Source organism: Priestia sp. 179-F W1.4 NHS (assembly GCF_045369295.1).
Classification (GTDB): Bacteria; Bacillota; Bacilli; order Bacillales; family Bacillaceae_H; genus Priestia; species Priestia zanthoxyli.
The window spans coordinates 119,726-146,125 of record NZ_JBIQFF010000006.1; the positions used below are offsets into that span (position 1 = coordinate 119,726).

Here is a 26,400-nt window from a genome sequence, read left to right on the forward strand (position 1 = left end):
GGATGAAAAAAGAGGAGAAATATTCTCCTCTGGCTTTTTATCTTGTTAATCAAATTCGTGATGGTCGAAGCCTGACTCTACATCGTCTCCATCAAAATCATCGTGATGTGGTCTTCCAGGGAAAATAGCATCACATTGAGGTGGATATTCAATAGGTGAGCAGCTGCTTGTAGAAATGATTTCAGGGCGAGGGTAGCAGAAGCTTCCTTCTACTTCAACTTTAACATCTTTTTCAATTTGAACACTTAGGCATAACATAAGATCAAAGCTTAATTGCTGTAAGTGACAATCTGATAATCTGAGAGAACCGTCAGTTCCTTCAAAAGATTCAAGGTGGACAACAGGTTCTGTTCCTTCCGGGGCGCATAAATAGAATGTTTGATGTATTTTCCAAGGAATAACGCTAGATTCAACCTCATCGTGTTTGTGATGTCCATTCAATTCAATTAACTTAACTCGGTAAAAGCCGCTAATTGATAATTTTACTTCATGAAGAACAACAACTTCTCCATCTGGTAACACAATTTTTTTAGGTCTGCGACCACCGTGCGGCACAAGCTCAATCACGTTATCAAGTGCGTCTTCATCTGAAGGATCTACAGGGTGACCTTCACTATCTGTTAAAACAATTTCCACTTCTACGTCATGGCCTAAATCTTTAAGTGCTTCTTCTTCAAATAATGAAGTATCGTTCGTAAAGATTTGTGGTAAAACAACTTGACGTCTAACCCAGTCGTACACTTTAGGTACGCGGATACATAATGATTCAAAAAGTTCTGCCATTTTTAAACCTCCTAATTGTAATTGTCCTTCCTTTACGCTTTTCGTTACTAGGTATCGGACTACTATAGTGTATGAATGACCTGCTTTTATGTTCCTTAGTAAAAGCGGAATTTATCGGAATAAATCCTAGTTGGAGCGAGCATAAAAAATGAAGGAAATAATAAACTCAATTACAGCATATTCATGTTAATAAAAAGTGTTATTCATCTTTAACTGATTTTTTAGAAGCTGTGGGTTATTTATAATGGAGGAGTGAAGGGCATGAGCGAGGAAAAAACAAAACAATATATTGCTTCATTGAAGTCGGAGTTGGCTTTTTATAAAGAAGAATATCAAAAATTCAAGCACCAAGAATTTGAATATGAAGATATGAAGGAAGAGTTATTGGAATTACAGCAAAAGCATGAAGAAGAAAAAAAGAAGCTAGAGGAAAAAATAGATTGGCTTAAAGCATGCGTCAATGAACAAAAATCAAAAACCGAACAGTCTATTGTACAGTACAATCATCAAGCTCAAGGGACAATTCAAGAACTGCAAAATCGGCTGCGTGAAGTGACAGAGCAAAAGGGAGGAGAAAGACCGAGAGTGAGGAAACCAAAAAACAGCACGGATTTATTTTTGTCCCTACAGCGCAAAATGGACAAATAAGATAGAACGTCTTTCTTTAGTCCTGAATATAATGTTATAGATAGGATGCTGTGAAAAGGAGGGAAACATGATGTATTATAATTATAATCCTAATCAATACCCTCAGCCCCTGACTTATCATCCACAACCCATGACACAACAATCGGTGAAGAAAGGGCAGGCTATTCCTAAGCCAGTCCAGTACCCTTCTCCAAAACAAGGTGGTTGCGGCTGCGGTTCAAAGTTACCAAAGCGATAAGCAATAGAAGCATTGTCACTCGGACAATGCTTTTTTACATGGAGTGGAGAGAGGTGTAGAGATGCCAGATTTTTTTGATGAATTTGAACGTTTTTTTGAACAGCATATGATGGGAGAACATCGAAAGAGAATGAAAGAAGTAGAAAAAGCAGAAAATCAGATGGAACAGCAAGAGAGGAAACTGCAGCAGAATGTAAAAAGACTTGATGAGCAAGATGCTGAAGATCCGTTTGGACAATGAAATTTAATGTACACAGTTGAAAAGCCCATACAAAATCATTTGAGTGAACATACAGTATAGAGAGTAAAACAGAGGGGGTGTAATATTATGGGCTGCGGATTTGGCTACGGTGGTTGTGGTTACGGTGGTGGCTACGGCGGTGGTTTTGCGTTAATCGTTGTATTATTCATTCTATTAATTATTGTTGGTTGTGTTTGTTTTTACAATTAATCCCTTCTATGAATAAGGCACCGAAAAGTGCGGGTGAAGTTTCACTCGCACTTTATTTTTTTATTAAATGTAAAGGGCACCATCTAGGCACATGGTGCATACGATGAAGTATAAATAAAGGAGGTCATGCAAAGTGGATAATAATATGTTTAAAAATATAGAAAAGAAAACAGGCGTTAATATGAAGGATATTTTTGAACTTGCGAATTCTGTACAAAATGCTAATTTTAAAGATGAGCAAACGGTGCGTAATATTGTGAAGCGAGTAGCACAAATTGCGAATAAGCCAATTTCAAAACAAAAAGAAGAACAAATTGTTAAGGCGATTGCAAACAATAATCAATCCATTGATTTTGCGACCATCGCTAAAATGCTAAATGAGAAAAAATAATTTAATATTTTTATATAAAGCCCTGAGGTGTCAGGGCTTTTTTCTATTTATGTAATTTCATTTGTTTGAAATGCGTTAGAATCAAGATCAAACAGTTCTGGATGCTGTGCTAAGTAATTAATTTCTTTAATACGATGAGCGATAGGAGGGTGAGTTGAAGTAGCTTGATGCAACCACATAAAAAAACCTTTTTCCTGTGAGTGCGTATGAACAAATTCTTCCTGATTTACTTTTTTATTTAGACAATGACCAACCGCAAGTATAGTGAGTGCTTGAGTGGCAGCTTTTGCATCACCAATCGCAACGGAAGCTATGCGATCACATGTATATTCACAGGCCCTAGAGTAAGCTTTTCCTAAAAAAGGAACCCAAAGAGCAGGTAGAATAAGTGAGTGGTAGAGTGTGTGCTTACGTTTGATATGAACTAATTCGTGGGCAATGATAAAAGAAAGTTCTTTTTCTTGATTATCTTCAATCATTTCAACAATGTCGGAGTATAAAACGACAAAGTGACGTCCAAAAAAACGTGTAGCAAACGCGTTTAATAAGCCGCCTGATTGAACAATATAAATATCGGGCAGCTCTAAATCCAGCTCTGAAGATAAATGTTTTGCCTGATGATAAGTGTGCGGGAACTGCTTCTCTGTCAATCTAACTCCATTATTGCGAATTTGAGCAATAGAGAAACCGTGTAGCATAAATGTAATGAAAAAACCGATTGCAATGTAGAGAATGCCGACGAGTGAAATAATTAAAAACAAATAGGTTAATAAGCTGATAACCATACACAAAATGAAAAAAATCTTTTCATTTTCATGAATAAGCTTTGCGTTCAATAATGGAACCTCCTAAAATATAGTAATGCAGTACATAACGTAGTGTAACGCATCTACTTATGAATATCTACCTCTTAGTGGAATATTTGGTTAATAATAGAGGTTGAAACGTAGCGAAATCAATCCAATCAACAGCTAGAAGCAACTAAATATATTAACTCTACATGTACATGACAATAAAAAGTACGAACGGTTAATCAATAATTTTGATTAACCGTTCGTACTTCAATTTGACTAAAATACTTTTGTCCCAGCCTTTTTTGCTTTATACTTTTTTTATAAAAGACTTCAGAAATCTTGAAGGATAAGCGGTTTTACCTCTTCTAGTTTGCGGAACAGATAAGTAAAGTGAATTCTGTGCACGCGTCATGGCTACATATAAAAGGCGGCGTTCTTCTTGAAGCGGCACATCATCTCCGCCTCGATAAGCTTCGAGTGCATAATCATGAGGCAATCCTCCGTCTACGCTGCTCAGTACGTATACATGCTTATATTCAAGACCCTTTGCTCGGTGAATGGTGGTTAGCTGAATACTTTCATTAAATTGCTTGCTTAAAACTTTCATCTCTGTGTTCATGGCAATCATATGATCCACATGCTCTAACAGTTCAGGTACGGTTTTGAATTTACGTGCTACAACTTTTAAATCCCGCACGTCATCCGAACCTTTTTCCATCATATTTCCTTCATTTCCGCGTTTTTTGACAAAATCATCGAATCCCATATCCTTAGAAATCGTCTCAAGTGCCAAAGAAGGAGACATTGATTTTAGCGACTTGAATAAAGGAATTACTTTCTTGAGCTTTTTTTGCTGAAACGGTTTTAAATCTTGAAGATATTCAAGCGCATCAATAAATGTACCGTCATGAAGAATACTTGCTGCTTTTAAGTCATTGACTGCTGTTTTCTTTAAAAAGAGTGCGTTTACTAAATCTTGTAGCGAACTTGCGTCATTTGGATTCACGCTCAAGCGTAGAAATGAAAGTAAACTTCGAACCATTCTTCTTTTATAAAACGAATCCGCATCTTGTTCGATTGAAAATGGCAGGTTTGACTGCGATAAACGTTCAAAGATGGCGCGTGAAGAAGCGTGAGTTCGGTACAAGACCGCGAAGTCAGTTGGAGAAGCTCCTTGCTTAATCTTTTCTTTCATATCCGTTACAATCATTGTTGCTTCTTCTTCTTCGTCGTATGGAAAGAAGAAGGTAGGTCTTAACTCATTATCAAACTGGGCAGCCATTTCTTTTTGTCGGCGCGCTGTATTTCGTGCAATCACTTTATTAGCGGAAGAAACGATGGCGTGAGCTGAACGATAATTTTGGTTTAACGTAATAACAGTTGTATGAGCAAAATCTTTTTCAAAGTTTAAGATGAACGAAGGATCGCTTCCGCGGAAAGCGTAAATTGATTGATCATCATCTCCTACGACACACAAGTTTTTAGAGTCTTCACTTAGCATTTTCATAATTTTATATTGAACTTTATTGATATCTTGAAATTCGTCAATTAAAAAATAGCGAAATCTTTTTTGATAACGAGTTAGCAAATCGGGATTTTGTTTTAGCATTTCATAACATCCATACAGCATGTCATCAAAATCGAATAGCTGTTTTTGCTTTTTGACTTCTTCATAGCGACGATATAAAAAGTGCACATCTTGTTCCCATTTGTCTTTTGGGCGAACATCTTTCACGCCAACAAGCGTGTTTTTCCAATAGCCGATTTGCTGAAGTGCCTGATCAAACGGGAAATCTTTTTCATCCACGTGGAGCTCTCTTGCTGCTTCTTTCACGATCTGTTCTTTTTGCCAATCCCATTTCAGCAGGCGATCCATTTGCCACGCTTGAGGATTGTGATGAACAATCATACGTAAGAAAATGCTGTGAAAAGTTCCAACTAGCATTTGACGAAGATGTAAGCCGGACATCTTTGGATATGTAGCCAATCGTTCTTTCATTTCTTTAGCTGATTTAGCCGTGAAAGTCACCAGCATAATGGATTTTGGATCAATTTGTTTTTCTTGTATCATATATGCGGTGCGAGCTGTTAACACACGCGTTTTTCCGCTTCCTGCACCGGCTAGAATAAGAAGAGGTCCTTCTGAATGTGTAACAGCTTTCCATTGGTTCGAATCTAATTCAATACCGCTCTCTTTAAATTCATTTAAATAAGGAGAGTCAGAGTGTTTAGGAACAGGTGGTTTTGAGCGAAAAGCAGGAACACTTGAAAAAGGCGCGGAAGACCTCCATGTCGCTTTCTCTTTTACAGTTGAATTTTTCTCACCAATAGCTCGTCCTTTAGGAATACGAAATCCATTGGTTTCTCTGTATTCAGCCGGAGTTTCTTTTATTTGTTGTACAGCTGTTGTTTCTGATAGTGTGTCTGAACACTCTTCTCTTTCATGAGGAACTTGAGCATGATAAAAGTAAGGAGAATGTTCAATCCCCAGGTATAATTTAACTGGTTCTCCGCAGTGAGCACATGTTATTTCTCCTCGGAGACTAGCTTCATATAAATATTGAAATCGGTCTCTAGCCGTTATAGCAAGATTAAGTATCTGTTTTTGATAAAGTGCACGTTGCAAAAAACATGGCCTCCTTTGTAAAACATGAACAATCAATAGTAAATAAGAGGGAGTTAAAGCAAGAAGCCGCTCTTGTTCTACATCGATATAGATGTGTATATACGCACAGTTTTTATTCTATAATCAAAGTCTATCATATCAAAATCATCTTTTTTTAAAAAGAGTACGGATATTTTTGGAGGGATACGATGTAAAAAAGGGTATATATTGAGTAAGAGATCACATATGTTCAAAAAAAGGCGGTATAGATACAAAGTGCTATCTGTTTTGAACAAGTCTAGAAGAGGGCGTAAGTGAGCTGTTTCAATGTCGATACTTCTTGCGAAAAATACTGAGGTCCGGGAGTAGAAGGTATCTTGAAAAAGAGGAGGGTTCATATGGGATATATACTGCCCGTCACACCTTATCAATCTATTCAATATGCAAATCGCTTTCAAAAAAATAATGCTTCTTTTTCAAATCGTATTTGGCCTGTCCAGAAAAAAAGCTTTGACGAAGAGTTTGAATCGCGTTCTCACTCATCGGAATTGACGCCAAGTTCCGTACAAAAGCGAAAAAAGCTTCAAGCAGCAGAGCGTGTATACAGCAAGCTAACAAATAAGGGCCTAGTGATTAATACACGGGTATAATAGAAAAAATCGTGAACGCAGCAGAATGAATGCGCTCACGATTTTTAACAAAGTAATGAACAAGTAAAAAACACCTTAGTAAGATTCAATAAAAAGTGTACGGCCCTGCTGCCATTCAGCATAAAGCACCTGTTTATAATCGGTAAATCCCTGTTTTTTCAACTGTTTCTTTAGCCAGTCTTCATCAAAGCCTGACTGAATTAAGTTTTTCAAAAGCAAACGTCCATCACTGACGAAGGCGATAGATAAAACAGGTTCAGAAGGAGGCAGCTGCAGATCGCTTCTTGTTGGTTTAGCATAATCAGATTTTGGCAGTACGCTTAGCGAGCCATCTGTTTCTAAAATTGCATATTCAACTTCACGAATAGAAAATATGTCTTTTGAACGCAGCATATGAAGAAGCTGATCGATATCTAATCGATTTTTGCTAAGTTCTTTGTACGAAATTTTCCCTTTTCGAATAATAATAGATGGCCGTCCTTCTAAAAACAAGCGCAGGCGAATATTTTTTTGAGTAATAACTTCGGTGACATAAATAAGCGCTCCCCAAAAGATAACAGCAAATAAAATTTTGCCTATGCCTACTTCTGAGTCATATAACGCATTTCCTACTAACTCTCCTAATACAAGAGCAGAGATAAAATCAAAAGTGGTAAGCTGAGTGATCGTCGCTCTGCCTAAAAATTTAGTTAAGATAAACAAGCAGATAAATCCGATAAAGAGTTCTAGTGCAATTCCGATAAGTTCATCCATATTTTCACCTAATTCACATGATTAGGTATTAGTATAAGCAAAGCAAAGGTTCTTATCCTTTAAAAAAGCAAAAACACCAGGTTCAATTCCTAGTGTTTTTTACTTAGTTTCTTTACCATCTCTACATGTGGAATTCCAGCATCCATAAATTCACCTGAAACCGTTACGTAGCCTAGCTTTTTATAAAATCCTTCCGCATGCGCTTGAGCATGCAGCTTAATCTTTTCAATCTCATGCTCTGCTGCGATCTCTTCTAACTTATCCATCAAAAGCTTTCCTACACCGTCTTTTCGATAAGAAGAAAGAACGCAGATTCGTTCGGCTTTTCCATAGTCCTCTACCATACGGAAGCGTCCTGCCCCAATTGGTGCAGTTCCTTTGTATACAACTAAATGCAGGGCTTCGGAATCGTATTCATCGATTTCTTGCTCTACATCAACCTGCTGTTCTTCTACAAATACTTTTTGACGTACGAAGTAAGCATCAGAAGGATCTTGTTTGTTCGTTAGTACTTTGATGTTCACGTATCTTATCCCTTTCCAAGACGAAATGTTTCAAACACAGTCCATGTTTCATTTTCAAGCTGGTACATTAAATGAAAGCGATCAACTGTTTCTTCATGAGCGACATCTACAAGCTTCAACTGGCTATACACATCTAAGTGCTCATCATCTGAAAGTCGTTGACCAATTGTAATATGTGGAATAAATGAATACTCAGTTGGCTGTTCGAGATTGCCTTCATGAAGTTTATTGTAAAGTGACGTCAGTTCTGGCTTTTGTTCCACTTTTAAGTAAATAACGTTATTGGCTGGTGAAAATGAGCTTATTTTCGTTACATTTAATGTAAATGGATTTGTTTCTTCGGCAATTTTACGCAAATTAGCCGCAATTTCATCAATTTGGTCTTCTGTAGCTTCAAAGACTTCTTTTAATGTAAGATGAGGCGGAATTAATGAATAGTGAGAATCATAGCGCTTTCGATAAGAATTCGCTACATCTTGCAATTTTTTAGATGGAAAAAGTACAACGCCAAATTTCATAAAAAATCCCTCCAAAGTAAGATCATAAAATATGTATAAAGCGAGCTTATTATAACAAATTTTCAAAAAATATGATATCTTTCTACTTCAACATATATTGAAGCGACCGCTTTACGTCTTTTTGCCAGTATTTCCACGTATGATTTCCATTAAATTCTTCGTAGAAAACAGAATATCCACGCTGCTTCATTTGTTCGTGCAACAGGCGGTTAGGCTCAATAAAGTTCAATATACCGTCTTGTGTTGTTTTGACGTCCGTTTCTTCCGTTCCAATAACATGATACAAATCCAGAAGTGAAGGAGAAGCAAATGAGTTGACCGTTTGTAACACAGCATCGTTCACGAAAGGAGAATGCATAATTACTTTCCCGAACGTGTGAGGATACGCAATAGCCGTCAGCAGTGAAACTGTAGCAGCAAGCGAATCACCAATTAGAACACGCGATTTTCCCATTTGATATGTAGGATATGTTTTATCCAAAAATGGCACAAGTTCATGTGCTAAAAAGCGAATGTAAGCATCTACCTGCTTTCCTTCTGGATGATACTTATTGCGTCTGTCTTCCACGCTTTTATATGGAATTCCAACAAAAATAGTACGATCGATTTCTGACTCGTTCATTAAATCATCGATTAAACGAGGTGTACGTCCGTACATAACATAATCTTTTCCGTCTTGGGCGATAAGTAGAGAATACTTATAGAGCGTAGAATAGTTTGACGGCAAATAGACTAGTAACGTGACATCTTCTTGCAGTGCGTCACTATAAAAAGAAATTTCTTCTAACTTCCGCTTACTTTCTGACATGAATAATCGACTCCTATGCATTTGAATGAAAGCGTTACCTTTATTGTAACACATTTTCTAAAAATCGTTCTTTATTTTATTGTAACGAATTTTTTAGCGAATGACGAGAAAGAGGCATGCGTTGCTAAAAAAAGAGGTTGGGACGTAACGAAATGAATTTCATCCAAACATAAACAATCTGGATATATAATCTGGGCAGCTTGCTCGGCCGCAGTTGATTTCCGTGCAAGACTCCGCTTTCCGCGGGCGGCAGGTGAGCCTCCTCGTCGCTTGTGCTCCTGCGGGGTCTCACCTGTTCCCATGTTTCCGCAGGAATCTTCGCCTTGCCCTCCAACCAACTGATAGAAGGAATGAAACAGATAAAATCTGCGTCCACTTTAACGAAAAAAACGAATCATCAATCAAACAGTTTGATTGATGATTCGTTTTTTTGTTAATCTAATTTTTTCATCTTTTTAAACATATCTTTTTCTGCTTGAGTGGCTTTTTCTAGCGGTTTTTTCGTATATTCCTCTTCTTTTTCATCAATCGAAACCAATTCTGTGTCATTCTTTACATAACTTCGGATATTGCGAGCACCGAAATAGCCGTTTACATCTTTCAAAATAGGCTTGTTTTCTTTTTGATCATAAAGAGTATATGAATTCTCTTCTTTAACGATAGCATAGTGATTTCCTGCGAGCAGAGCCACAGCTTCTTTTTCGCTTTTTCCAAAAGTAGACATGAGAAACAGAACGATTAAGATGATAAAGAAAAGGGCTGTTGCGCCAATGAAAAATAATAATAAGCCTCTGCTAAATTTACTTTGTTTTTCTTCCACAGTAGACAAACCTCCTGATTCGATAATTTTATTATAGCAAGTAAATGTAATGAGCGCCTAAAGAGATATGTGACGAGTTTATGAACTCAGGCGGATGAACAAAAAAGGTTTTTAGCGGCTCTCATCGAATTTAGTATAAAGAGAGACAACAACTTGAAAAGGAGAGAGAGACATGACAGCGAAAAAAATCCCAACGAGCAAAGAAGTAGCAAAGGCAACATTTAATTTGCTGGAAGAGCGTGGCGTAACAGTTTTGGATATTGCTGAAATTGTGTATGATTTACAGCTTCCTTATCATCCAGCTCTAACCATTCAGGAATGCGCTGAAAGCGTAGAGAGAGTACTGCAAAAGCGAGAAATTCAGCATGCCCTTCTAGTTGGAATCGAACTTGATAAGTTAGCTGAGCAAAATAAATTATCAGAACCTCTTCAAAGTATTGTAGAACAAGACGAAGGGTTGTTTGGCGTTGACGAAACGATTGCTTTAGGTGCCGTTTTAACCTATGGCAGTATCGCTGTTACGACCTTTGGCTATTTAGATAAAGTAAAAGTAGGTATTATTGAAAAGCTGGACTGTAAAAAAGAAAAAGGAGTTAATACCTTTTTAGATGATTTGGTAGCGAGCGTAGCTTCTAGTGCGGCAAGTCGTTTGGCTCACCGTCAGCGTGATGAACAAGAACAGCTGCAAGAAGGCAATCCGGCTACGTAATAAACTTCTTTTAGTATGTATATAAGCTGCGTAAATTAACGCGTTAAAATGATTTAGTCTTTTATTTGAATAACGGAGGCTAGGCACGTAGGAGATACGTGCCTAGCCTCCGTTAATGGAACGATTTATGGCTGTAGTGAAGTAGTCATAAGATAGCTTAAGTTTTCCAGTCCAAGACTTTCATAAAAAGCACGTGCTTTTTCGTTAAATGCCCATACGGTAAGCTGGAGGTCATTTGCTCCTTTTTGTACAGCCCACTGTTTTGTAGCAGAAAAAAGACCTTTTCCTACTCCATAATTTTGAAAGCCTTTTTTTACACCAAAATATTGGATGTATGCTGTGTAGGAAAGCGGAGCTAACGTGGTGGGAGGGTTATATTTTAATTCAACAACAGACGCTCCAATAATTTGATTTCGATATTGAGCTACAAGAATATCAATGGTTGCATAATAAAGGGTAGCTTGATATTGTTCTGGAGATAAAACAGCCATTTGGTTATCAAACATAGAAGGAAGCGCATTTGCGTGGAGTTCTAGTGATTCCCCTAATATTTTATTTACTTCTGTATAATCATCTAGTTTTGCAGTGCGATAGATAATATCCATACACACTTCACCTACTTTTTAAAAGTTGTGCTTTATCATATGTAGCAACTTAGAAAATGTTAAATGAGAATGAAAACCTGAAAATTTTAAGTGAAGAACCGCACTAAACAGAGCATATATTTTATGCTCTGTTTGATATTGTAGTTGAAGAATATATAAGGGCGAAACATTAAATTCTAGTTTCAGCAATAGCATCGCGTACTTTTTCAAGCGAGTGTTTAGAGGTGTCTTTATTCGCAATCATTACATTAACATACAAAGCATCAATGAGGCTTAGCTGTCCAATTCTCGAGGCGAGAGCTTCAGATCGATATTCGGTTTCTTCTGAACTTGTATAAAGAGAAACGTCAACGTTTTGACTTAATGGAGATTTAGGAAAACCCGTGATCCCGATCGTTTTGGCACCGTTCGCTTTTGCTGTATTTAAAATGTTCATCGTGTCTTTATTTGTTCCAGAATGAGAAATCACTACCGCTACATCTTGTTTCGTCAATTGAGAAGCGGACATAAGCTGGAAATGGGAATCGATAAATGCAAACGTTTTAATTCCTGTTCGCACAAATTTATGAAAAGCATCCATAGCCACGACTGAAGAGCCTCCCGTGCCATAAAATTGAACTTTATCGGCCTTCATTAAAAGTTTGACGGCTTTTTCAATAGCATTGCCCTCTAGTATTTGTAATGTATTCTCAAGCGTTCGCACGTTGGAGCGAAAGATTTTTTCAGCAATCGTTTTTTCATTATCCGTTTCAGCAATTTCCTCGTGAATCTGCTGAATAGGCGTCATAATTTCAGCAGCCAGCGCTATTTTCATCGCCTGATAGCCCTTGAAGCCAATTCGTTTACAAAAGCGAAAGACTGTTGCATCAGCTACATTTAAATCGTCTGCTACTTCGTTAATGGTACTGTGAATAATTTGTTCCGGCTGTTCTAAAATATAATTTGCAATTTTTTTCTCTTTTTCACTGAATCTAGCATAGTGAGAACGAATTTTTCCTAAACAATTTTGCGTCATAACTGATGTTCCTTTCCACGAATTTAGTAGTAAAAAGAGTATAGCACAAAAATATGTGTGAAAAAAATTTTCTTGTAAACGATTGCAAAATGAAAAATAATTCGTATAATGGAGGTAATGTGAAATTTTTTTTCAAAGGGAGTTTGTAAAATGAAAATTGGATTAATCGGTTTAGGAAAAATGGGATATAATTTATCATTAAATTTAATGGACAATCATCATGAAGTTGTAGCTTATGATGTGAATAAAGAAGCGGTAGAAAAACTTTCAAATGAAGGAGCAGCTGGTGCCTTTACTATTGAAGAGTTAGTCAACGAACTGCCTGCTTCACCTAAAGTTGTATGGGTTATGGTTCCGGCTGGAGAAGTAACGGAAAATGTGATTACAGAACTAAAAGAACTTCTGTCAGAAGGAGATATTGTAATAGATGGAGGAAACTCTAATTATAAAGAATCTGTTCGACGTGCTCAGGATCTTCAGGAAAAAGGTATTTACTTCTTTGATGTAGGGACAAGCGGCGGAATGGAAGGTGCAAGAAACGGAGCGTGTACAATGATTGGCGGAGATGCAGAAGCATTCCGTACAATTGAACCAATTTTTAGTGATATTTGTGTAGAAAATGGATTTATGTACGCAGGCAAAAGCGGAAGCGGTCACTTTTTAAAAATGGTTCATAATGGTGTAGAATATGGAATGATGCAATCCATTGCTGAAGGATTTGAAGTTCTGGAAAAAAGTCAGTTTGATTTCGACTATGAAGCCGTAGCGCGCGTTTGGAATAACGGATCTGTCGTTCGCTCTTGGTTAATGGAACTAACGGAAAATGCGTTTTCAAAAGATCCTAAACTAGATAGTATTAAAGGAGTCATGCAGTCTTCTGGTGAAGGGAAATGGACCGTAGAGACTGCTCTTGATCTTCAAACGGCAACTCCTGTTATTGCTTTATCGCTAATGATGCGCTATCGTTCATTAGAGGAAGATACATTTACAGGAAAAGTTGTAGCAGCACTTCGAAATGAATTCGGCGGTCACGGTGTTGTAAATAAGTAAAGTAGTAAAGTAGGGGGACAGCAGCATGAGCAAAAAATATGCAATAGGTGTAGATATCGGAACAACGAGTACAAAGTCTGTATTATTTTCAGTAGACGGTACAGTCATTGCTAACCATGGGATTGAGTATCCACTATACTCGCCTACGCCCGCGATGGCTGAGCAAGATCCTGAAGAAATTTTTCAAGCAGTTGTACGTACCATTCAAACGGTTGTAAAAACAAGCGATGTAAAACCTGAGGATATTTTATGCGTTTCATTCAGCTCAGCTATGCACAGTGTTATTGCCGTTGATCAGCAGGGAAAGCCGCTGACAAAATGTATTACGTGGGCCGATAATAGAAGTGCAGAATGGACGGAAAAAATTAAAAATGAATACAACGGCCATGAGATTTATTTACGTACAGGCACGCCTATTCACCCGATGTCGCCACTTTCCAAGCTAACATGGCTTTCTAATGAACAGCCTGAATTAGTGAAGGGAACACATAAGTTTATTTCAATTAAAGAATATGTATTCTTTAAGTTGTTTAACGAATATGTGATCGACTATTCGATTGCATCAGCAACAGGTTTATTTAATCTGAAAAATCTTGCGTGGGATGAAGAAGCATTAAAAGTAGCAGGTGTGACGACAGATCAGCTATCCACTCCTGTTTCAACTATGCATCAAGTGAAAGGGCTAAACACAGAGCTTGCAGTTGAGATGCACTTACTGCCGGATACGCCCTTTATTGTAGGTGCAAGCGATGGCGTATTATCAAACTTAGGTGTAAATGCGATTGAACCAGGCGTTGTTGCAGTAACAATTGGGACAAGCGGAGCTATTCGAGCAGTCACTGACAAGCCAGTAGTCGATCCTAAAGGTCGTATTTTCTGTTATGCGTTGACAGAAGACCACTGGGTAATTGGCGGCCCTGTAAATAACGGAGGCATGATTTTTAGATGGGCTCGTGATCAATTTGGAGCGTCGGAAGTCGAAACAGCTAAACGTCTTGGAAAAGATCCATATGAAGTATTAACGGATATTGCGGCTTTAGTGAAACCTGGAGCAGACGGCTTATTGTTTCATCCATACCTGTCAGGAGAGCGTGCGCCGCTTTGGGATGCAAATGCTAAAGGTTCGTTCTTTGGCCTAGGTTTGCATCATAAAAAAGAACATATGATTCGCGCCGTATTAGAAGGCGTTATTTTTAACTTGTATACGGTATTATTGGCACTTGAAGAGTTAATTGGAGAACCTACGAAAATTCAGGCAACAGGCGGATTTGCACGTTCCGCACTTTGGCGCCAAATGATGGCAGATATTTTTAACCAAGAAGTATCCGTGCCGGAAAGCTTTGAAAGTTCATGTCTAGGAGCAGTTATTCTTGGCTTATATAGCCTTGGCGAAGTCGACTCATTAAACGTTGTTTCCGATATGGTTGGAGCGACTAATCATCATTATCCAATCAAAGAAAACAGTGAAGTATATAAAGAGTTAACGACTATCTATATTCGTTTGGCTCGTTTATTTAAAGAAGAATACGAAAGCATTACGGCTTTTCAAAAAAAATACGTACATTAAGTTCAAAAATCATCGCTTGAAGCTTTCAGGCGATGATTTTTTGTGTGTTAGGTTATCTAACAACCAAAAGAGTTAACACTACACAATATATAAAAGTTCCCTCAAATAATGTTACAATTTGTCCAGTGTATCCCTGTTTCGCATTAAATATAATAAGGAATAACGTTAGTATTTATCACATACTAGAAGGAATCGTCACAAACGCCTTTATATTTCAGAAAATTCAAATAAAATTTGTTTTTTGAAATGAACTTATTTTATGAAAAGGGGTTTTATGGATGAAAACACAAATCGAGCAAGATGGAATTGTGACGCTCACAGATGAGACGCACAATCAGCTGAGCGGCAGCGATCTTTGGAATGAAGATTTACGTCCTACTACGATGAAAGAACATTCTTGGAAAGGAGTTAACTTTGCCACGCTTTGGATTGGGATGTGTCTGTGTATTCCAGCTTACACAATGGCGAGCGGAATGATGACGCTTGGAATGAACTGGTGGCAGGCAATTGGTACAATCTTTTTAGGAAATGTAATTGTTCTTATTCCTATTTTGCTTAATTCTCACGCTGGAACCAAGTTTGGCATTCCTTATCCGGTATTTGCCCGCCTGTGGTTTGGAGATAAAGGAGCACATATCCCAGCACTGGCTAGGGCTATTGTGGCTGCTGGATGGTTTGGAATTAATACATGGATTGGAACGGAAGCAATTGATACACTGCTAAGCGCTTCATTTTCATCTTGGAATGGTTTAGCTGGTCATACAGCCATTGTATTTGCTCTCTTTTGGCTTTTAAATGTAGGAGTGGCGTATAAAGGACCGCAAGCAATTAAAGTGTTAGGAGCGATTGCTGCTCCGGTTATTGGTATTTCAGCTATTATTCTTTTTATATGGGCTTATACAAACTCAGGAGGGTGGGGACCCATTTTATCTACGCCTTCTAAATTTACATCCACCGGAGAATTTCTAGCTGTATTTTTCCCTGCTTTAACCGGAGTCATTGCATTTTGGGCGACGCTCGCTTTGAACATTCCGGATTTTTGTCGATATGCTAGAAGCCAGAAATCCCAAATGGTTGCGCAAACCTTCTCCTTGCCGTTGACGATGAGTGTTTTTTCATTTATTGGAATTGCTGTTACCTCGGCAACCATCGTTATATTCGGAGAAGCTATTTGGGATCCAGTGGCGTTAGTAGCTAAATTCCCTCCGTTTATCATTTTCTTAGGAACAATCGTTATCGTGCTTTCTTCTTTAACGATTAATGTGGGAGCAAATATTGTGGCGCCGGCCCGTGCAATTGAGAATCTGAATCCAAAGAAAATCACGTTTGCGATGGGAGCGCTAGTAACTGGTATCTTTGCTATTTTGCTTCAGCCATGGTACATCATGTCTAATTTCGGGAATTATATCTTTGGATGGCTTGGAACATACGGAGCGCTGCTTGGTCCTATAGACGGCATCGCCATTGCTGACTACTGGCTTGTAAGAAGGAGACAGATGGCATTAAAGGATTTATACGAGGTAAACGGTCGCTATAGTTATTCAACTGGTTTTAATAAAAACGGTATTTATGCATTAGTAATTGGCGTGGCCATACCTGTTTTAGGCTTACTGATTCCTGGACTGCGCTTTTTATGGGATAATGCCTGGACATTTGGTCTATTCATTTCTATCATCGCCTATACGTATCTCATGAGAGGAGATAAAAGTGTATTAGCGCCGGGAGAATATGAAGAAATAACGTTAAAAACAAGCGAAAAACCAATTATCGACAGTCAAACCGCTGATCCCACCATCACTAAATAAATAAGATAAATCCAATCATTAACATGATTGGATTTTTTTATGCGTTGAAAATCTCTGGAAGAAAATTGATAAAATTTTTTTGAGTTTTTTTATTGATTTAAGAATTTTTTTTTCATATAATTTAAGTAATAAAAAGATGAAATCGTTTTCTGATTTAATTAATGTAAACGATTTCGATAATTAAAACGTATTTTTTAAAAAATTAACAGGTTTAGAGCTTTTTTGCTACATAAAGAAAGCGTTTACTTAAGGGGAAGGTGGAAAGCAAGATGGATGCATACTTATTAGCTATTACGGTTGTCGCAATTGTTATTGTTATTGTAGGTGTTTCAGTTTTTAAATGGCATGCGTTTATCAGTTTAACGGTTGCGAGTTTGTTTTTAGCAATTGCTTCTGGGTTATCAATGGATAAAATTGTTGCCGCTTACGAAACGGGAGTGGGCGGTGTTTTAGGACACTTAGTAGGAATTTTAGCACTGGGAACAATTTTAGGTAAGCTGATGGCTGATTCAGGCGCTGGCATGCAGGTAGCGGATTATTTTGTAAGAATATTCGGTGTGAAAAGATTGCCGTGGGCAATGCTAGTAGCAGGTTTCATTATTGGTATTCCTGTTTTCTTCGAAGTAGGAATTTTAATCTTACTGCCTTTAGTTATTTCGATTCATAAAACAACAAAACAAAATATATTATTGATTGCTCTGCCAGTTATTGCAGGATTATCAATTGTTCACGGTCTCGTTCCTCCTCATCCGGGAGCGATGGCAGCTATTAGTATTTACGGAGCAAATACGGGGAAAGTGCTTTTATACGCGTTAATCATTTCAATTCCAGCAGCAGTTATCGCTGGACCAGTTTTTGCAAAATGGGTTAACAAACGAGTAATTCCAGAAGGAGAGCCGGATTTAATTCGTATCACGACAACATCTAAAAATCTTCCTGGTACAGGCGTTTCATTCTTTGTTATTTTACTTCCTGTTTTATTAATGGTTTTAGCAGCAATAGCGCCTATTATTAACGGATTGCCAAGCGGCGTAGTGAAGTTTGTAGAATTAATAGGAAGTCCATTAATTGCACTTTTAATTTCTTGTTTTGCAGCGTTTTACCTGCTTGGAAAACGTCAAGGTATGACAAAAGATGTGATTAAAAAACTAACGGAAGAATGTTTGCTTCCTGTAGGATCTATTGTCTTGATTATTGGTGCAGGCGGTGGCTTCAAACAAGTATTAATCGATAGTGGAGTAGGTACAACGATTGGTCAAATGTCTGAACATCTATCTCTATCACCACTTGTACTTGCATTTTTAATTGCTGGATTAATCCGTATCGCTACGGGTTCAGCAACAGTTGCATTAACAACAGCGGCGGGTATTGTTTCACCGATCATTGAGCACATGTCTGGTGTTAATTTAGAACTTCTGGTTATCGTTACGGGCGCGGGTTCACTAATGTTCTCTCACGTTAATGATGCTGGATTCTGGATGGTGAAGGAGTATTTAGGATTAACAGTAAAAGAAACGTTCAAAACATGGACTGTTCTGGAAACGCTTCTATCCTTTATTGCTTTTGCAGGAGCACTTATTCTAAATGCAATAATCTAAAAATAAGACTCTTTTACTCTATGTAAAAGAGTCTTATTTTTTATGAAAGAAAAGAATTTACTAGAAAAATAATCAAAATATTTTATTTATTCGTTAAATTATGGCAAAATAGAAATAGAAGAACAATAGCTTCTAAGAAGGGAATGACAGAGAGTGAGTAATCAACTAGTATTTTTCACAAACTTTTCAGAAGGAAAATTAGATTCAGACGTTTCTTGGTATTGTCCACCAGCTCAATTTCAAATTGATACGGAAACGAATCGATTAGTGATTAAAACAGACGCTAAAACAGATTTTTGGCAGCGTACTCATTATGGCTTTGAAGCGGACAATGGACACTTTCTTTACCGTGAAGTAGAAGGCGACTTTGAAATCATGACAAAGGTGTATACATATCCAGTTAATCGCTACGATCAAGCAGGTCTCATGATTCGTGTATCAAAAGATACGTGGATCAAAACGTCAGTTGAATACAATCCCGATGGCCCTAACCAATTAGGAGCAGTCGTAACCAACCAGGGCTTCTCAGATTGGTCCAGTCAAAATTTTACTCAAAACAAATCAGCGCTTTATTTTAAAATTCAGCGCAAAAATGACGATTACACCGTTTGTTATTCAAGTGATGGAGATTCCTGGACTCAGCTCCGACTCGCTCACTTATTGCACTCATCCAAAGAACCTGTTCAAGTTGGGATTTACGCTTGTAGTCCTCAAGGAGAAGGATATGAGGCCCAATTTGATTTTATAAAAGTAGAAAAGCTTTAAACGAAAAACACGATTTAGTCACAGCTAAATCGTGTTTTTTATTTAGAGATTACATTATCTAAAGGCTGTGTGGCAGCAGTGGGTGTCGATTGATTGTGTAAAGCAATTTTTTGTTTGAAATAGCTGATGACAAACCCTGTAATCGCAATGGACATAACAGAGAAAATTCCTTTTGAAAATCCAATTGAATACATGCTCGACAGCACGACGAGGAAATCAAATGAAAAATTCACTTTTCCAGGATCCCAACCGAATTTTCGCTGCGCGAATAACGCTAGAATATTAGCACCCCCAAGAGAAGCTCCGTTCATAAATAAAATGGATAAGCCAAGACCGGCAATTAGTCCGCCCGTAACAGCACCCATCAGGCTGGGAAGTGTAAAAGCAGGAAGCAAGTGATCGAGTGAAGTGAGAAGTGATAGCAAAGACACTGATCCTATAGTTGTGACGGTAAATTTCCATCCCATTTGAAAGAAGGAAAAGAGATAAAAAGGAATATTAATGAGAAAAAAAATCACCGCAAACGACAAAGGAAGGGCATATGACAAGCTAAGAGACAGACCAGCTGTTCCCCCCGTCACTACGTGAGAGTGCCGCAAGATAAGAACACCAATACTTGCAATCGTACATCCAAGAATAATCCATAAAACTTTTTTCATAAATAAACCCCTTTGTTTGTTTTTTCGGAATTTTCATTTTCAATTATCTACTTTAATGATAGGATATTAAATAAAGAAAACACATGTATAAATGAAGGAAATAATACTTGTTCTGTTATCAACTTGAATAAAGATTTTATTTATTATATTCATTTTGAAAGGAAAGGCTTGTATGGATCAAATCGATGCACAATTATTGTCTATTTTGCAAAGAGACGGGCGTATGACGATTAGTGATTTATCAAAAAAGCTGGCTCTTAGCCGTCCGAGCGTATCAGAAAGGCTGCAGCGCCTTCAGGAACGAGGAGTGATACAGCGTTTCAGCGCTACGGTGTCTCCGAAAGCTTTAGGGAGAGATACACAGCTGTTTATTCAAGTAAGCGAATTAAAAAGAAAACCAGAGGAATTTGAAGACTTTATTGAGCAAAATGAAGATGTGCTTGAATGTCATCGCGTAACGGGACCGGTTTCTTATTTTATCAAAGCAGCCGTGTCTGGAATGGATGGACTTAGAATGCTCGTGGATGAACTGATTCCTTATGGAAATGTGAATACCTCAATTATTTTAAAGTCGCCTGTAGAAAACAGGATGATTACTCCTATACAAAAACCGACCCCATAAGAGGCCGGTTTTTTGTGTAAGGACATATTAATAAAACCCTTTAATAATATAAAAATGATTTTGCAAAATATCAGGAACTTCTTCTTCTGAAACGTTTCTTTTCGTCTTTTTTCCGCTGTCTGTTACAGTTAGTGTTTCACCAGAGAGGGTAATTCGCCCTGTAGGTGTTGCGATCGTAACAAGGCGTTTGTGTACAAACGGAGAATCAGCTGACGTTTGATTGAACTCACACATGGGAGTAAAGTCTGTCAGTTTCTTAGGAAGCGTAGACACACGGTACAGCGTTTTCCATACATCATCTTCCCATCGCTGCAAATCATACATATGCTCAGCAACGTTTGTCATACGATAAGAGCCGCTTACATCTCTTACTACTTCGCCATTTAAAGGCATTGGCTTGCGAACAGAATCTCCAAATCCAACGTCTACGATGTAAGACTGATTTTCAACCGTCACAAGGTTTGTAGCGTGACTTCCTTCAATGGTCCACGTGCCATCGGGTTTTTTGACGGTAGCTGAAACGTACGAGACTTCATAACCGCTTTCTTTTAACAGCCAGCCAAATAAACCGTTTAATTCGTAGCAAAATCCTCCGCGCAAATTTACAATTACTTTTTGAAAGATCCGTTCTAAATCAATGATAATAGGAGTTTGAGACAAAACGTCTAAGTTCTCAAACGGAACATGAAGCATATGCTTGTTCTGTAAAGCAGCTAAGTTTTCATACGTTGGACTATCCGGTTTCTTAGCTAAAAACCGACTAAAATAATAATTAATATTCATCAAATACACCTCTTAGTGAATCATTTCTCTTTGTCTTTAAGCTTAGCAGAATATTCATGTAACAGCGTTTTTTCAATGGTTCTTTGGAAGCAAATTCTTTCAATCTCAGCTTTTTGTTCTTTACTGACTTCTTTTAAAGGATTAGTGGCTAGAAAACATAGTGGACAGACAAAATCAAAATAAAATTCAGCGTGTGCTTTCATCCCGTCATGTTCCTTTATGGCATGTTTTTAGTTTATCAAAAGTAAAGACGGTTCTTCCAACTTGGGGACTGTGGAAAAATAGTTGACAAAATTGGATAACTCTTTCTATAATATAGTCAATACATATCACGAGCGATTAGTTCAGTGGGAGAATACATCCTTGACAGGGATGGGGTCGGGGGTTCGAATCCCTCATCGCTCATACCAAAGCCGTTTTCTTATTAATAAGAGAGCGGCTTTTCTCTTTGGCTTAACAAACCAATGCTATATTAAATCTTGAGCGCGCATAGAAGAATTAAAGTATAATGAAACATAGTGCATCAGGTCATGATAAAGATAATCACTAATTTAAAATAAATGAGGGTACAAAATGAATCAAAGAAGTTTTAGTCAATATGGTCTTAGTGACAAGGTAGCTAAGGCGCTTTCTAGCCTGCAATACAATCATCCTACGGAAGTACAAAGCAAGGTGCTTCCCATTGCGCTAGAAGAAAGAGATGTGGTCGTGAAGTCTCAAACAGGAAGTGGAAAAACGGCTTCCTTCGGCATTCCACTGTGTGAATTAGTTAACTGGGAAGAAAATAAGCCCCAAGCCTTAGTGTTAACACCTACACGAGAGCTGGCTGCGCAGGTAAAAGAAGATATTACAAATATCGGCCGTTTTAAGCGAATTAAAGCAGCAGCTGTTTACGGAAAATCACCGTTTGCCAAGCAAAAAGTAGAATTAAAGCAAAAAACACATATTGTTGTAGGTACGCCTGGACGAGTGCTTGATCATATAGAAAAAGAAACGCTGGCATTAGAGAAAATTCGTTATTTGGTTATTGATGAGGCAGATGAAATGCTAAATATGGGTTTTATTGACCAAGTGGAAGCGATTATTCAACATCTTCCTAGTGAGCGTGTAACGATGCTTTTCTCGGCTACGCTTCCGGAAGATATTGAAGAACTGTCTCGCAAATATATGAAGAAGCCGGTTGATGTTGAAATCAAAGCGAACGGATTAACAACAAGCACGATTGACCATTCTGTTATAACAGTACAAAATGAACGTAAATTCGAACTGCTGAAAGACGTAATTACAGTAGAAAATCCGGACAGCTGCATCATTTTTTGCCGCACGCAAGAGCAGGTAAATACGCTGTTAGATGATTTAGATGATCTTGGATATCCTTGTGATAAAATTCACGGGGCAATGGTGCAAGAAGACCGTTTTGAGGTTATGAATGATTTCAAAAAAGGGAAATTCCGCTATTTAGTAGCAACAGATGTAGCTGCGAGAGGAATTGATATTGATAATATCACGCACGTTATTAACTATGACCTTCCGTTGGAAAAAGAAAGCTACGTTCACCGTACGGGAAGAACGGGACGTGCCGGTAAAAAAGGGAAGGCTATCACATTTGTAACGCCTTATGAAGAGAGAATGCTATCGGAAATTGAAGAATATATTGGTTTTTCGATTCCAGTATCTACTCCTCCTTCTAAAGAAGAAGTACAGCAGGCAGCATTCGCTTTTAATGAAAAAATTAATGAGCGTCCAGAAGTTAAAAAAGATAAAAGCGAGTCATTAAATAAAGACATTATGAAGCTGTATTTTAACGGAGGAAAGAAAAAGAAAATTCGAGCGGTCGATTTTGTAGGAACAATCGCAAAATTAGACGGAGTAACCGCAGACGATATTGGAATTATTACGATTCAAGAAAATGTCTCGTATGTAGAGATTCTGAATGGAAAAGGTCCCAAAGTGTTGCAAGCAATGAAAAACAAAACAATTAAAGGAAAGAAATTAAAAGTTCATAAAGCGATTAAATAATAAAGGGAAGTCCATCTTTTTAAAGATGGGCTTTATTTATACAGCCAATAAAGGAGTTGAGAGTATGAAGTACATAAAAGAAGCGTGTGTAGAAGGGTATGAGCAGGCAAAAAAAGCGGAAAAGCTAGGAGCAGACCGCATTGAATTATGTGACAATCTCAGTCAAGGAGGCACTACGCCAAGTTACGGCACCATTCAACATGCAAGTGAACATCTTGATACAGATATCAACGTGATTATTCGCCCAAGAAGCGGGAACTTTGTATATTCGGAAGCAGAATTTCAAATTATGAAAAAAGACGTTAAAGCATGTAAAGACCTTGGAGTAAACGGAGTAGTATTCGGCATATTGACAGAAAAAAATGAAATCGATCACGGACGCACTAAGGAATTAATAGCAGAAGCTCGTCCTTTAAGCGTTACGTTTCATATGGCATTTGATGAGATTAATGATAAATACAAAGCCATTGATATACTTAGTGAAATGGGAGCAGACCGCATTTTGACCAAAGGTGGGAAAGGGTCTGCTTTGCAAAACTTGCAGGTGATCCGAGAACTGATCACATACGCCAATGACCGTCTTATTATTTTGCCCGGCGGAGGAATTCATGAAGGCAACGCAGATTGGGTTATAAAAGACACACAGGCGACTGAATTACACGGAACAAAAATTGTAGGAGATTTATGGGATTAAATAAAAAGAGGCTGGGACAAAAGTATGTTAGTCAAAGTGAAAAACGAACCACTAATCAACATGTTTGATTGGTGGTTCGTTTTTTTGTGATGGTAAATATAGTTTTATGTGTTTGGTTCCTTCTAGCAGGTGATTGGAGGGCAAAGCGAAGCTTTGCATGGAAATCAACTGCGGTGTCATAAGCAGTCTAGCTCATCTATCTCCCTTGTTCATCTTTAGGTTGGATTCATTTCGTTATGTCTCAACCTCTTTTATTTTGATGTGTTTTCTTTTGCTGCTAAGCCGCTCGTCATTTTGGTACGCTGAAAGAAAAACGAACCTACGACGAGTACAGCAATTAAAAGAGTTAAAAAGAACTGTGAACGCAATGAATCAATAAATGCCATGGCAATAAAGATACTAGTGATGGCAAGGATTGTAGCGTAAGTTAAGTAAGGAAACAACCACATTTTAATTTTTAATGCTTCAGGGTTTTCTTTTTCATATTTTTTTCTCATTTTAATTTGTGAAAATGCAATAACGAGGTACACAAGAAGGGCTACGCCGCCTGATGCATTCACTAAGAACAAAAAGATTTTATCTGGCGAAATATAGTTAAAGATGACGCTGATGTACGAAATAACTGTACATGCTAATATCGCGCTAACCGGTACGCCTTTTTTATTTAATTTTGAAAAGCTTTTTGGCGCATTACCATTTTGAGACATGGAAAACAGCATACGAGAGCTTGTATACAAACCAGAATTCAGACAAGAAAGGACAGCTGTTAAAATAATAAAGTTCATAATTTGAGCGGCGGCCGGTATGTTTACTAATTCAAGAATAGAGACAAATGGGCTTTTCATTAGGCTTGATGAATTCCACGGAAGAACGGTTACTAAAATAAAAATAGATCCTAAATAGAAAAACAAAATACGATAAATAACGGTATTGGTCGCAATGGTAATGGCTTTTTCAGGTTGAGAAGATTCACCTGCCGCGGTTGCAACAATTTCTGTTCCCATAAAGGAGAACATGACAAGGGCGATTCCTAAAAATACAGAGCTAATTCCATTCGGTAAAAAGCCGCCTTTATGCAAAAGATTGGAAGTGCCGGGAGAATCAATTCCTGGAATGAGTCCACAAATAATAGCAATACCTAAAAGTAAAAAAAGAACGATACTGACAACTTTAATGAGAGAAAACCAATATTCAAATTCTCCGAAAGATTTAACAGAGTACAGATTGGTCATCGTTAATAAAAAAGTAAGAGTCAGACTAACTCCCCAAGACGGTAAAGACGGGAACCAGTATTGAATAATATTTGCACCTGCAATGGCTTCAACAGCAATAACGATAACCCAGAAAAACCAGTAGAGCCAGCCAATTGTGTAGCCGGCCCAAGGGCCTAATGCCTCTTTTGCATAAGTGGAAAACGAACCGCTGGAAGGATTTGCAGTAGACATTTCTCCAAGCATTCGCATGACTAAAATAACGAGTAAACCAGCAAATGCGTACGAAAAAATAGAGCCGGGTCCAGCGGTGTTAATGAGTGATCCGCTTCCAATAAACAATCCAGCGCCAATAATTCCTCCAAGAGAAATCATGGTGATATGCCGGATCTTTAACTCTTTTTTTAACTGTGGCTGTGGATGGCTGTTCATTTGTAACCCCCTATATAACCTGAATTTTTAGTTAATACGGAGAATTATAGTATGTTATAAGGTGCAAGGACAGGATGTTGTTAGAAGTTCTTTCATATAAAAAACCGGATATGAATGGTTGCATTCATATCCGGTTTACTGTGACACAGACATTCATTATGCGTAGAAAGTACCTGATTAGCGCCTTTTATCTTTATTATAATAAGCAATGCAGATGAATTTTTTATGAATGGTAGCTGAAAATAAGCTGAATGATTGTTTTAGATACGTTAATCAAAAGAGATGTACATCCGATTAAAGGATAATATGGAATGATATTCAAACTCTCCGTAAAGCGCTAAATGCGGGTTTTCCTTTCTGAAAACGGGTATATATAGTAGTAAGAAGTTCATTCTTTTGCTAAGTATAAAAGAAAGATGTGCGATAGAAACAGGAGGTTATAAATAATGAAACATGTTGAAGTAGTAGAAAACGGAGCGAATATTAACGAAGCAGTTAATCAATTTGCAGATAAAGGTTTTGAGAAAAATGAAGTATACGTGTTTACCTATGACAAGGAAAATTCTAAAAATTTAACTGAAGTAACGGATACAAATATTATTCGACTGTCTGAAGAAGGTCCTTTACATTCAGCAGCGAGTTTATTTTTAACAAGAGAAGATGAGCTTCGAACAAAAATGGCTTCGCTAGGCTTATCAAAAGACGAAACTAAAAAATATGAAGAAGAGTTAAAGAAAGGCAGTGCGATTGTAGTGGCTGCTACGGGAGAAAGAAAAGATGTTTAATTAGGGCAAAAGTAGTTTAGTTAAAGTAAGATCCGAACGCGGTTGATTCTCTATCAAGAATCAGCCGCGTTCGGATTTTTTTGTGGGGACGGTGTAAC

Annotated in this window: 31 protein-coding genes and 1 tRNA gene; 17 read left to right on the plus strand and 15 right to left on the minus strand. The window is 37.8% G+C overall.

The features are described 5' to 3' along the window. Positions 1 to 45 precede the first annotated feature (45 nt). Positions 46 to 783, minus strand: a complete 738-nt coding sequence (locus ACH0CI_RS22540; RefSeq protein WP_028412344.1) for a BMQ_0737 family morphogenetic spore coat protein — start codon at positions 781 to 783, stop codon at positions 46 to 48. A gap of 261 nt (positions 784 to 1,044) precedes the next feature. Between ACH0CI_RS22540 and ACH0CI_RS22545 the strand changes: the two genes are divergently transcribed. The 5 genes from ACH0CI_RS22545 (at position 1,045) to spoVIF (ending at position 2,511) form a co-directional block, all read left to right on the plus strand. Then, on the plus strand, positions 1,045 to 1,431 hold the full coding sequence (locus tag ACH0CI_RS22545; protein ID WP_098625915.1) for a hypothetical protein: 387 nt from the start codon (positions 1,045 to 1,047) through the stop codon (positions 1,429 to 1,431). A 67-nt stretch (positions 1,432 to 1,498) separates the two neighbouring features. Continuing rightward, positions 1,499 to 1,669, plus strand: coding sequence for a hypothetical protein (locus ACH0CI_RS22550; protein ID WP_406902292.1), 171 nt, complete (start codon positions 1,499 to 1,501; stop codon positions 1,667 to 1,669). A gap of 61 nt (positions 1,670 to 1,730) precedes the next feature. After that, positions 1,731 to 1,910, plus strand: coding sequence for a hypothetical protein (locus ACH0CI_RS22555; protein ID WP_014461555.1), 180 nt, complete (start codon positions 1,731 to 1,733; stop codon positions 1,908 to 1,910). Between the two features lie 87 nt (positions 1,911 to 1,997). Further along, the gene (locus ACH0CI_RS22560; RefSeq protein WP_013055448.1) at positions 1,998 to 2,120 is read left to right on the plus strand and encodes a YjcZ family sporulation protein; all 123 of its coding nucleotides are present in this window, start codon (positions 1,998 to 2,000) and stop codon (positions 2,118 to 2,120) included. A 133-nt stretch (positions 2,121 to 2,253) separates the two neighbouring features. Next, the gene (spoVIF, locus tag ACH0CI_RS22565; protein ID WP_013055449.1) at positions 2,254 to 2,511 is read left to right on the plus strand and encodes a sporulation-specific transcription regulator SpoVIF; all 258 of its coding nucleotides are present in this window, start codon (positions 2,254 to 2,256) and stop codon (positions 2,509 to 2,511) included. A gap of 47 nt (positions 2,512 to 2,558) precedes the next feature. On the opposite strand, the gene ACH0CI_RS22570 is transcribed toward spoVIF, so the two are convergent. Both ACH0CI_RS22570 and ACH0CI_RS22575 read right to left on the minus strand, forming a co-directional pair. Then, the gene (locus ACH0CI_RS22570) at positions 2,559 to 3,347 is read right to left on the minus strand and encodes a M48 family metallopeptidase (protein WP_406902293.1); all 789 of its coding nucleotides are present in this window, start codon (positions 3,345 to 3,347) and stop codon (positions 2,559 to 2,561) included. 265 nt (positions 3,348 to 3,612) lie between these two features. Further along, positions 3,613 to 5,931 carry an ATP-dependent helicase gene (locus ACH0CI_RS22575; protein ID WP_406902294.1) on the minus strand — a complete coding sequence of 773 codons (2,319 nt, stop codon included), beginning with the start codon at positions 5,929 to 5,931 and terminating at the stop codon, positions 3,613 to 3,615. Between the two features lie 377 nt (positions 5,932 to 6,308). On the opposite strand from ACH0CI_RS22575, the gene ACH0CI_RS22580 reads away from it, so the two are divergent. Next, the gene (locus ACH0CI_RS22580; protein WP_406902295.1) at positions 6,309 to 6,560 is read left to right on the plus strand and encodes a hypothetical protein; all 252 of its coding nucleotides are present in this window, start codon (positions 6,309 to 6,311) and stop codon (positions 6,558 to 6,560) included. A 75-nt stretch (positions 6,561 to 6,635) separates the two neighbouring features. On the opposite strand, the gene ACH0CI_RS22585 is transcribed toward ACH0CI_RS22580, so the two are convergent. From ACH0CI_RS22585 to ACH0CI_RS22610, 6 genes are all read right to left on the minus strand, one after another. Next, positions 6,636 to 7,313, minus strand: coding sequence for a DUF421 domain-containing protein (locus ACH0CI_RS22585; protein ID WP_028412339.1), 678 nt, complete (start codon positions 7,311 to 7,313; stop codon positions 6,636 to 6,638). A gap of 89 nt (positions 7,314 to 7,402) precedes the next feature. Beyond that, complete coding sequence (locus tag ACH0CI_RS22590; protein ID WP_034267615.1) at positions 7,403 to 7,837, minus strand: GNAT family N-acetyltransferase; 435 nt, start codon at positions 7,835 to 7,837, stop codon at positions 7,403 to 7,405. A gap of 5 nt (positions 7,838 to 7,842) precedes the next feature. After that, complete coding sequence (locus ACH0CI_RS22595) at positions 7,843 to 8,355, minus strand: YjcG family protein (protein WP_406902296.1); 513 nt, start codon at positions 8,353 to 8,355, stop codon at positions 7,843 to 7,845. A gap of 82 nt (positions 8,356 to 8,437) precedes the next feature. Beyond that, entirely contained in the window at positions 8,438 to 9,163 is a 726-nt protein-coding gene (locus ACH0CI_RS22600) for an alpha/beta hydrolase (protein ID WP_335387613.1), read from the minus strand. A gap of 71 nt (positions 9,164 to 9,234) precedes the next feature. Beyond that, entirely contained in the window at positions 9,235 to 9,501 is a 267-nt protein-coding gene (locus tag ACH0CI_RS22605) for a hypothetical protein (RefSeq protein WP_406902297.1), read from the minus strand. Positions 9,502 to 9,596: 95 nt separating this feature from the next. After that, positions 9,597 to 9,983, minus strand: a complete 387-nt coding sequence (locus ACH0CI_RS22610) for a hypothetical protein (RefSeq protein ID WP_028412336.1) — start codon at positions 9,981 to 9,983, stop codon at positions 9,597 to 9,599. Between the two features lie 172 nt (positions 9,984 to 10,155). Here ACH0CI_RS22610 and ACH0CI_RS22615 point away from each other — a divergent pair, with 172 nt between their 5' ends. Continuing rightward, positions 10,156 to 10,692: a phosphatidylglycerophosphatase A family protein gene (locus ACH0CI_RS22615; protein ID WP_028412335.1), complete on the plus strand. Its 537-nt coding sequence runs from the start codon at positions 10,156 to 10,158 to the stop codon at positions 10,690 to 10,692. A gap of 125 nt (positions 10,693 to 10,817) precedes the next feature. On the opposite strand, the gene ACH0CI_RS22620 is transcribed toward ACH0CI_RS22615, so the two are convergent. Both ACH0CI_RS22620 and ACH0CI_RS22625 read right to left on the minus strand, forming a co-directional pair. After that, on the minus strand, positions 10,818 to 11,297 hold the full coding sequence (locus ACH0CI_RS22620) for a GNAT family N-acetyltransferase (RefSeq protein ID WP_028412334.1): 480 nt from the start codon (positions 11,295 to 11,297) through the stop codon (positions 10,818 to 10,820). Positions 11,298 to 11,466: 169 nt separating this feature from the next. Then, positions 11,467 to 12,312 carry a MurR/RpiR family transcriptional regulator gene (locus tag ACH0CI_RS22625; protein WP_014461544.1) on the minus strand — a complete coding sequence of 282 codons (846 nt, stop codon included), beginning with the start codon at positions 12,310 to 12,312 and terminating at the stop codon, positions 11,467 to 11,469. A 150-nt stretch (positions 12,313 to 12,462) separates the two neighbouring features. Between ACH0CI_RS22625 and gnd the strand changes: the two genes are divergently transcribed. From gnd to ACH0CI_RS22650, 5 genes are all read left to right on the plus strand, one after another. After that, entirely contained in the window at positions 12,463 to 13,362 is a 900-nt protein-coding gene (gene gnd / locus ACH0CI_RS22630; protein ID WP_034269374.1) for a phosphogluconate dehydrogenase (NAD(+)-dependent, decarboxylating), read from the plus strand. Positions 13,363 to 13,387: 25 nt separating this feature from the next. Further along, positions 13,388 to 14,929, plus strand: a complete 1,542-nt coding sequence (gntK, locus tag ACH0CI_RS22635; RefSeq protein WP_028412332.1) for a gluconokinase — start codon at positions 13,388 to 13,390, stop codon at positions 14,927 to 14,929. Between the two features lie 278 nt (positions 14,930 to 15,207). After that, on the plus strand, positions 15,208 to 16,734 hold the full coding sequence (locus ACH0CI_RS22640) for an NCS1 family nucleobase:cation symporter-1 (RefSeq protein WP_033578068.1): 1,527 nt from the start codon (positions 15,208 to 15,210) through the stop codon (positions 16,732 to 16,734). Between the two features lie 269 nt (positions 16,735 to 17,003). Next, a complete protein-coding gene (locus tag ACH0CI_RS22645; protein WP_047751641.1) occupies positions 17,004 to 18,332 on the plus strand; it encodes a GntT/GntP/DsdX family permease in 1,329 nt (442 codons plus the stop codon). A 153-nt stretch (positions 18,333 to 18,485) separates the two neighbouring features. Further along, positions 18,486 to 19,097 carry a DUF1349 domain-containing protein gene (locus ACH0CI_RS22650; protein ID WP_335707088.1) on the plus strand — a complete coding sequence of 204 codons (612 nt, stop codon included), beginning with the start codon at positions 18,486 to 18,488 and terminating at the stop codon, positions 19,095 to 19,097. 38 nt (positions 19,098 to 19,135) lie between these two features. Here ACH0CI_RS22650 and ACH0CI_RS22655 read toward each other — a convergent pair whose 3' ends face one another. After that, positions 19,136 to 19,756 (minus strand): YitT family protein, encoded by a 621-nt coding sequence (locus tag ACH0CI_RS22655; protein WP_335707089.1) that lies wholly within the window; start codon positions 19,754 to 19,756, stop codon positions 19,136 to 19,138. 172 nt (positions 19,757 to 19,928) lie between these two features. Here ACH0CI_RS22655 and ACH0CI_RS22660 point away from each other — a divergent pair, with 172 nt between their 5' ends. Beyond that, entirely contained in the window at positions 19,929 to 20,378 is a 450-nt protein-coding gene (locus tag ACH0CI_RS22660) for an Lrp/AsnC family transcriptional regulator (protein WP_034269385.1), read from the plus strand. Positions 20,379 to 20,405: 27 nt separating this feature from the next. Here the strand turns inward: ACH0CI_RS22660 and ACH0CI_RS22665 are convergent, their stop codons facing one another. Continuing rightward, entirely contained in the window at positions 20,406 to 21,161 is a 756-nt protein-coding gene (locus ACH0CI_RS22665) for an arylamine N-acetyltransferase family protein (protein WP_224979838.1), read from the minus strand. 20 nt (positions 21,162 to 21,181) lie between these two features. Beyond that, positions 21,182 to 21,364 (minus strand): DsbA family protein, encoded by a 183-nt coding sequence (locus tag ACH0CI_RS22670; protein ID WP_335707090.1) that lies wholly within the window; start codon positions 21,362 to 21,364, stop codon positions 21,182 to 21,184. 130 nt (positions 21,365 to 21,494) lie between these two features. Here ACH0CI_RS22670 and ACH0CI_RS22675 point away from each other — a divergent pair. The 3 genes from ACH0CI_RS22675 (at position 21,495) to ACH0CI_RS22685 (ending at position 23,874) form a co-directional block, all read left to right on the plus strand. Next, a tRNA-Val gene (locus ACH0CI_RS22675) sits at positions 21,495 to 21,566 on the plus strand. 168 nt (positions 21,567 to 21,734) lie between these two features. Continuing rightward, complete coding sequence (locus ACH0CI_RS22680) at positions 21,735 to 23,180, plus strand: DEAD/DEAH box helicase (protein WP_335707091.1); 1,446 nt, start codon at positions 21,735 to 21,737, stop codon at positions 23,178 to 23,180. Positions 23,181 to 23,244: 64 nt separating this feature from the next. Next, positions 23,245 to 23,874, plus strand: coding sequence for a copper homeostasis protein CutC (locus tag ACH0CI_RS22685; RefSeq protein ID WP_335707092.1), 630 nt, complete (start codon positions 23,245 to 23,247; stop codon positions 23,872 to 23,874). A gap of 251 nt (positions 23,875 to 24,125) precedes the next feature. On the opposite strand, the gene ACH0CI_RS22690 is transcribed toward ACH0CI_RS22685, so the two are convergent. Then, positions 24,126 to 25,517 carry an amino acid permease gene (locus tag ACH0CI_RS22690; protein WP_406902298.1) on the minus strand — a complete coding sequence of 464 codons (1,392 nt, stop codon included), beginning with the start codon at positions 25,515 to 25,517 and terminating at the stop codon, positions 24,126 to 24,128. Positions 25,518 to 25,963: 446 nt separating this feature from the next. Between ACH0CI_RS22690 and ACH0CI_RS22695 the strand changes: the two genes are divergently transcribed. After that, positions 25,964 to 26,302 (plus strand): YflT domain-containing protein, encoded by a 339-nt coding sequence (locus ACH0CI_RS22695; RefSeq protein WP_028412322.1) that lies wholly within the window; start codon positions 25,964 to 25,966, stop codon positions 26,300 to 26,302. Positions 26,303 to 26,400 lie beyond the last annotated feature (98 nt).

Excerpts from the sequence above, each read along its gene's own strand:
- gnd (WP_034269374.1), top strand. The coding sequence starts at position 12,463 with ATGAAAATTGGATTAATCGGTTTAGGAAAAATGGGATATAATTTATCA.
- ACH0CI_RS22585 (WP_028412339.1), bottom strand. The coding sequence starts at position 7,313 with ATGGATGAACTTATCGGAATTGCACTAGAACTCTTTATCGGATTTATC.
- ACH0CI_RS22660 (WP_034269385.1), top strand. The coding sequence starts at position 19,929 with ATGGATCAAATCGATGCACAATTATTGTCTATTTTGCAAAGAGACGGG.
- ACH0CI_RS22615 (WP_028412335.1), top strand. The coding sequence starts at position 10,156 with ATGACAGCGAAAAAAATCCCAACGAGCAAAGAAGTAGCAAAGGCAACA.
- ACH0CI_RS22665 (WP_224979838.1), bottom strand. The coding sequence starts at position 21,161 with ATGAATATTAATTATTATTTTAGTCGGTTTTTAGCTAAGAAACCGGAT.
- ACH0CI_RS22670 (WP_335707090.1), bottom strand. The coding sequence starts at position 21,364 with ATGAAAGCACACGCTGAATTTTATTTTGATTTTGTCTGTCCACTATGT.
- ACH0CI_RS22625 (WP_014461544.1), bottom strand. The coding sequence starts at position 12,312 with ATGACGCAAAATTGTTTAGGAAAAATTCGTTCTCACTATGCTAGATTC.
- ACH0CI_RS22690 (WP_406902298.1), bottom strand. The coding sequence starts at position 25,517 with ATGAACAGCCATCCACAGCCACAGTTAAAAAAAGAGTTAAAGATCCGG.
- gntK (WP_028412332.1), top strand. The coding sequence starts at position 13,388 with ATGAGCAAAAAATATGCAATAGGTGTAGATATCGGAACAACGAGTACA.
- ACH0CI_RS22695 (WP_028412322.1), top strand. The coding sequence starts at position 25,964 with ATGAAACATGTTGAAGTAGTAGAAAACGGAGCGAATATTAACGAAGCA.
- ACH0CI_RS22540 (WP_028412344.1), bottom strand. The coding sequence starts at position 783 with ATGGCAGAACTTTTTGAATCATTATGTATCCGCGTACCTAAAGTGTAC.
- ACH0CI_RS22560 (WP_013055448.1), top strand. The coding sequence starts at position 1,998 with ATGGGCTGCGGATTTGGCTACGGTGGTTGTGGTTACGGTGGTGGCTAC.
- ACH0CI_RS22595 (WP_406902296.1), bottom strand. The coding sequence starts at position 8,355 with ATGAAATTTGGCGTTGTACTTTTTCCATCTAAAAAATTGCAAGATGTA.
- ACH0CI_RS22620 (WP_028412334.1), bottom strand. The coding sequence starts at position 11,297 with ATGGATATTATCTATCGCACTGCAAAACTAGATGATTATACAGAAGTA.
- ACH0CI_RS22685 (WP_335707092.1), top strand. The coding sequence starts at position 23,245 with ATGAAGTACATAAAAGAAGCGTGTGTAGAAGGGTATGAGCAGGCAAAA.
- ACH0CI_RS22600 (WP_335387613.1), bottom strand. The coding sequence starts at position 9,163 with ATGTCAGAAAGTAAGCGGAAGTTAGAAGAAATTTCTTTTTATAGTGAC.
- ACH0CI_RS22550 (WP_406902292.1), top strand. The coding sequence starts at position 1,499 with ATGATGTATTATAATTATAATCCTAATCAATACCCTCAGCCCCTGACT.
- ACH0CI_RS22640 (WP_033578068.1), top strand. The coding sequence starts at position 15,208 with ATGAAAACACAAATCGAGCAAGATGGAATTGTGACGCTCACAGATGAG.
- ACH0CI_RS22655 (WP_335707089.1), bottom strand. The coding sequence starts at position 19,756 with ATGAAAAAAGTTTTATGGATTATTCTTGGATGTACGATTGCAAGTATT.
- ACH0CI_RS22545 (WP_098625915.1), top strand. The coding sequence starts at position 1,045 with ATGAGCGAGGAAAAAACAAAACAATATATTGCTTCATTGAAGTCGGAG.
- ACH0CI_RS22580 (WP_406902295.1), top strand. The coding sequence starts at position 6,309 with ATGGGATATATACTGCCCGTCACACCTTATCAATCTATTCAATATGCA.
- ACH0CI_RS22680 (WP_335707091.1), top strand. The coding sequence starts at position 21,735 with ATGAATCAAAGAAGTTTTAGTCAATATGGTCTTAGTGACAAGGTAGCT.
- ACH0CI_RS22555 (WP_014461555.1), top strand. The coding sequence starts at position 1,731 with ATGCCAGATTTTTTTGATGAATTTGAACGTTTTTTTGAACAGCATATG.
- ACH0CI_RS22645 (WP_047751641.1), top strand. The coding sequence starts at position 17,004 with ATGGATGCATACTTATTAGCTATTACGGTTGTCGCAATTGTTATTGTT.